This window comes from Streptomyces pinistramenti (genome assembly GCF_020564935.1).
Classification (GTDB): domain Bacteria; phylum Actinomycetota; class Actinomycetes; order Streptomycetales; family Streptomycetaceae; genus Streptomyces; species Streptomyces pinistramenti.
Map to the genome: position 1 here is coordinate 1 of NZ_JAJCXB010000123.1, position 3,702 is coordinate 3,702.

The 3,702-nt window shown below is 75.8% G+C and carries 4 protein-coding genes; 3 read left to right on the top strand and 1 reads right to left on the bottom strand.

Annotated elements, in window-relative coordinates; genetic code table 11:
• Window positions 1-433, top strand: a 433-nt coding sequence (locus LIU39_RS34610) for an FHA domain-containing protein (RefSeq protein ID WP_227050951.1), incomplete at its 5' end; no start/stop codon positions are given.
• A 39-nt stretch (window positions 434-472) separates the two neighbouring features.
• Here the strand turns inward: LIU39_RS34610 and LIU39_RS34615 are convergent.
• Window positions 473-1,492: a methyltransferase domain-containing protein gene (locus LIU39_RS34615; RefSeq protein WP_227050952.1), complete on the bottom strand. Its 1,020-nt coding sequence runs from the start codon at window positions 1,490-1,492 to the stop codon at window positions 473-475.
• A 99-nt stretch (window positions 1,493-1,591) separates the two neighbouring features.
• On the opposite strand from LIU39_RS34615, the gene LIU39_RS34620 reads away from it, so the two are divergent.
• Window positions 1,592-1,996 (top strand): globin, encoded by a 405-nt coding sequence (locus tag LIU39_RS34620; RefSeq protein WP_227050953.1) that lies wholly within the window; start codon window positions 1,592-1,594, stop codon window positions 1,994-1,996.
• Window positions 1,997-2,152: 156 nt separating this feature from the next.
• A partial coding sequence (locus LIU39_RS34625; RefSeq protein WP_308409453.1) for an FtsX-like permease family protein occupies window positions 2,153-3,702 on the top strand: 1,550 nt, incomplete at its 3' end.

Here is a 3,702-nt window from a genome sequence, read left to right on the forward strand (position 1 = left end):
GCCGCAGGGCCCGGCGCCGGTCGTCGGCACGGGCTGGGTGGTGGCCATCGCGCCGGACCGCGAGTACTTCATGGCGATGATGGAGCGCAGCGGCCCGGAGGCCGCGGGGCTCAACCTCCCCGCGTACACCCCCGAGCAGGTGCTTCCGCTGGCCGGTGAGCAGCTCGCCATCGGCCGCCGGCGCAACAGCACGGGCGAGTCCCCCGATGTCGACCTGGGCCGTTCGCCGGAGGACCCCGGCGTCTCGCACCAGCACGCGCTGGTGGTGCAGCAGCAGGACGGCAGCTGGGCCGTGGTCGACCAGAACTCGACGAACGGCACCACGCTGAACCTCGCCGAGGAGCCGATCCAGCCGTATGTGCCGGTCGCACTGCACGAGGGTGACCGGGTGCACGTCGGCGCCTGGACGACGCTGACCGTCCGCCGCGGCTGACCTCCGCGCGGCCCGAACGGGGCGTGACCCACCACAGGGTCACGCCCCGTTCGGCTGCCCGCCCGTCTCCCACACGTACGGGCCGCCGGGCGAGTCCAGCCAGGTCCACTGACGGTCGCCCGCCACGGTCACGCCGTAGCGTTCGCGGCCCGGCCGCCGCTCGCGCCGCCACAGCGCGTACGCCTCCTGCGGCGGCAGGCTGCCGCCGCAGAGCGACAGCAGGAACTGGAAGCGGTCCTCGGCCAGCGCATGGCGCGGCACGCCCCGGCCCGTGACGTCGGGCGCGGTGTCCCCGCCCGCCGATGCGTCGGGGGTGCGCAGCGGCACGAAGTAGGCGGGGGTGGGCAGGAAGTGGCCCTCCGCGGGCCCGCCGTCCCGTGCCACCCGCAGTGCGATGAGACCGGTGCCCATGGGCGCGAGGATCTTCGCGCCCGCCACGCACTGGCGGGGCCAGGCGAGCGGTACCGCGCCCAGCGAACAGGTCGCGATGATCCGGTCGAACGGTGCCCGTCGCGGGCAGCCGAGCGCGCCGTCGCCGGTCACCACCTCGGGCCGGTATCCGGCCGCCGCCAGCCGCTCGCGGGCCGTCGCGGTGATCTCCTCCTCCAGGTCCATGGTGGTCACCGCGCGGTCGCCGAGCCGGTGCGCGAGGAGCGCGGCGTTGTAGCCGCTGCCGGTGCCGATCTCCAGGACCCGGCAGCCGTCCTCGACGTCGAGCGCTTCGAGCATCAGCGCCATCAGGGACGGCTGGCTGCTGGAGGAGACCAGCGCGCCGTCCGCGCCGATCCGGGTCGCCAGCGGTCCGTCGCGGTAGACGCCGCGCAGCCAGCGGCCGCGGCGGCGCGGGTCGGGGTCGTCGGCCGATACCTGCTCGTAGCCGCCGGCCACGCTGTCGTAGAAGGACGGCACGAACACGTCGCGCGGGACCTCGTCGAACGCCGCACGCCAGCGCGGGTCGGTGAGGCCGCCGCCGAGCGTGATCAGGCGGACGAGCCGGGCCCGCGCCGCCGCGGTCCCGGGCCCTGCCGCCTGTCCGTGTCCCGGATGCAGCGTGCCCATGTGTCCACTGTCCCTCCGACCGGCCCCGGTGGCGGCCCGGGGGAAGCCGGTCGTCCTACATCAGAAGTCCTCGGTCCGCACGTCTGACACCATGGACGGGTGAACAAGATTCCGCGCGGCACGCTTCAGGAGCAGACCTTCTACGAACAGGTCGGCGGCGAGGACACCTTCCGCCGCCTGGTGCACCGCTTCTACCAGGGAGTCGCCGACGACCCGCTGCTGCGGCCGATGTACCCGGAAGAGGATCTGGGTCCGGCCGAGGAGCGGCTCGCGCTCTTCCTGATGCAGTACTGGGGCGGCCCCCGTACGTACAGCGAGGGCCGTGGCCACCCGCGGCTGCGGATGCGGCACGCACCGTTCACCGTGGACCGCGCCGCGCACGACGCGTGGCTGCGGCACATGCGCGACGCGGTGGACTCCCTCGGCCTCGCCGAGGAACACGCAACGCAGCTGTGGAACTACCTCACGTATGCCGCCGCCACCATGGTCAACAGCGACGGCTGACGGTTCCGTCACACCGGGCCCGGCTCCCGTCGTGATCCTTTCCGGCGTGGCTCGCGTCACGATCCGGTGAAGACCGGCCCCGAACCGCTTACCCGGCACACCCCCCTCTGACAGCATTCGAACAGGTTTCGGTGCTGACCGGCGCCAGGGGGGTCCGTGTCCGGCTTCATCTTTCTGCGCGTGCGCGCGCACCGCCTGCTGCTGGCCGCCGCCCTGCTGTCCGTGCTGCTGACCACGACGGTCCTGACGACGCTCGGCGCCTACTCCGACGCCGTCGGGAACGCCGGGCTGCGGCAGGCCCTGGCGACCCGTTCCGCATCGGCCGCCGCGCTCCGCGTGACGGCCCAACTTCCCGACGGTGCCGCCGACTTGACGGACGCCGCCGACCGCGCCGTGCGCAAAGGTGCTCAACGGGCCTTCGGCGGGCTGCCGTTCACGGTGCGCACGCTGACCCGCTCGGGCCCGTACGCGCTGCCCCGCGCGCTCCAGCGGCCGGACGCGCGCAAGGGCGAGCCGGATCTCACCCACCTCGCCGCGCTCGACCGCTCGCGGGTCACGCTCACCGCGGGCCGCTGGCCCGCCGCGGCCGGTGCGGGGCCGCTCCAGGTGGCCCTGCCGCAGGCCGCGGCCGCCCGGCTCAAGGTGAGGTCCGGCCGCCAACTCACCCTCGACAGCAGACTGTCGGGCCCCGCCCGCCCCACCGTCCGCGTCACCGGCGTCTACCGCCCGAAGGACCGCGCCGACCCGTACTGGCAGCTCGACGAACTCGGCGGACGCGGCGTGCGCAGCGCCGGCTTCACCACGTACGGGCCGCTGCTCACCGAGCCCGGGGCGTTCCGCGGCGGCCCGCTGGTGCCGGACTCCGCCGGCTGGCTGGCCACCGCCGACTTCCGCACCCTGACGGCCGACCGGCTGGACACGCCGGCCGGTGCGGCAGGCCCTGCGGCCAAGGCGCTGATGGCCGACCCGGCGTTCGGCGGCCGGGCCAGTGCCGCCACCGACCTGCCCGACGCGCTGCGCGAGGTGCAGCGCGCGCTGCTCGTCAACCGCTCCACGATCCTGATCGTCGCGCTCCAACTGATCCTGCTCGCCGGTTACGCGCTGCTGCTGGTGGCCCGGATGCTGAGCACCGAAAGGGCCGGCGAGAGCGCGCTGTTGCGGGCCCGCGGCGGCTCCCGCCGCACCCTGGCGTGGCTGGCGTTCGCCGAGGCGCTGCTGCCGGCCCTGCCCGCCGCTGCCGGGGCGCCGCTGCTGGCCGGGCCGCTGCTGCGGCTGCTGGCCGCCGGCGGCGCGATGGCCCGCATCGGGCTGCCGCTCGACACCCGGCTGACCGGCGCCACCTGGCTGACCGGCGGCGCGGTGGCGCTGGGCTGCGCCGTCGCGGTCGCCGCGCCCGCCCTGCTGCGCGCCGGGACGGACGGGGCACGGCCGCGGGCGCGGGCGCTGCCCGGCGTGCTGCGGGCCGGTGCGGACCTGGGGCTGCTGGTGATCGCCGTGGTGGCGTACGCGCAGTTGCGGCGGCAGCCGGCGGGCGGCGGCAGCGGGGTGCTGAACGGCGGGGCTTCGGGCGCGCTGGGCATCGACCCGGTGCTGGTGGCGGCGCCCGCGCTGGCGCTGCTCGCCGGGACGGTCCTGACGCTGCGCCTGCTACCGCTCGCCGCCCGGCTCGCCGAGCGCGCGGCGGCCGGCGGCCGTGGGCTGGCCGC

Excerpts from the sequence above, each read along its gene's own strand:
- LIU39_RS34615 (WP_227050952.1), bottom strand. The coding sequence starts at position 1,492 with ATGGGCACGCTGCATCCGGGACACGGACAGGCGGCAGGGCCCGGGACC.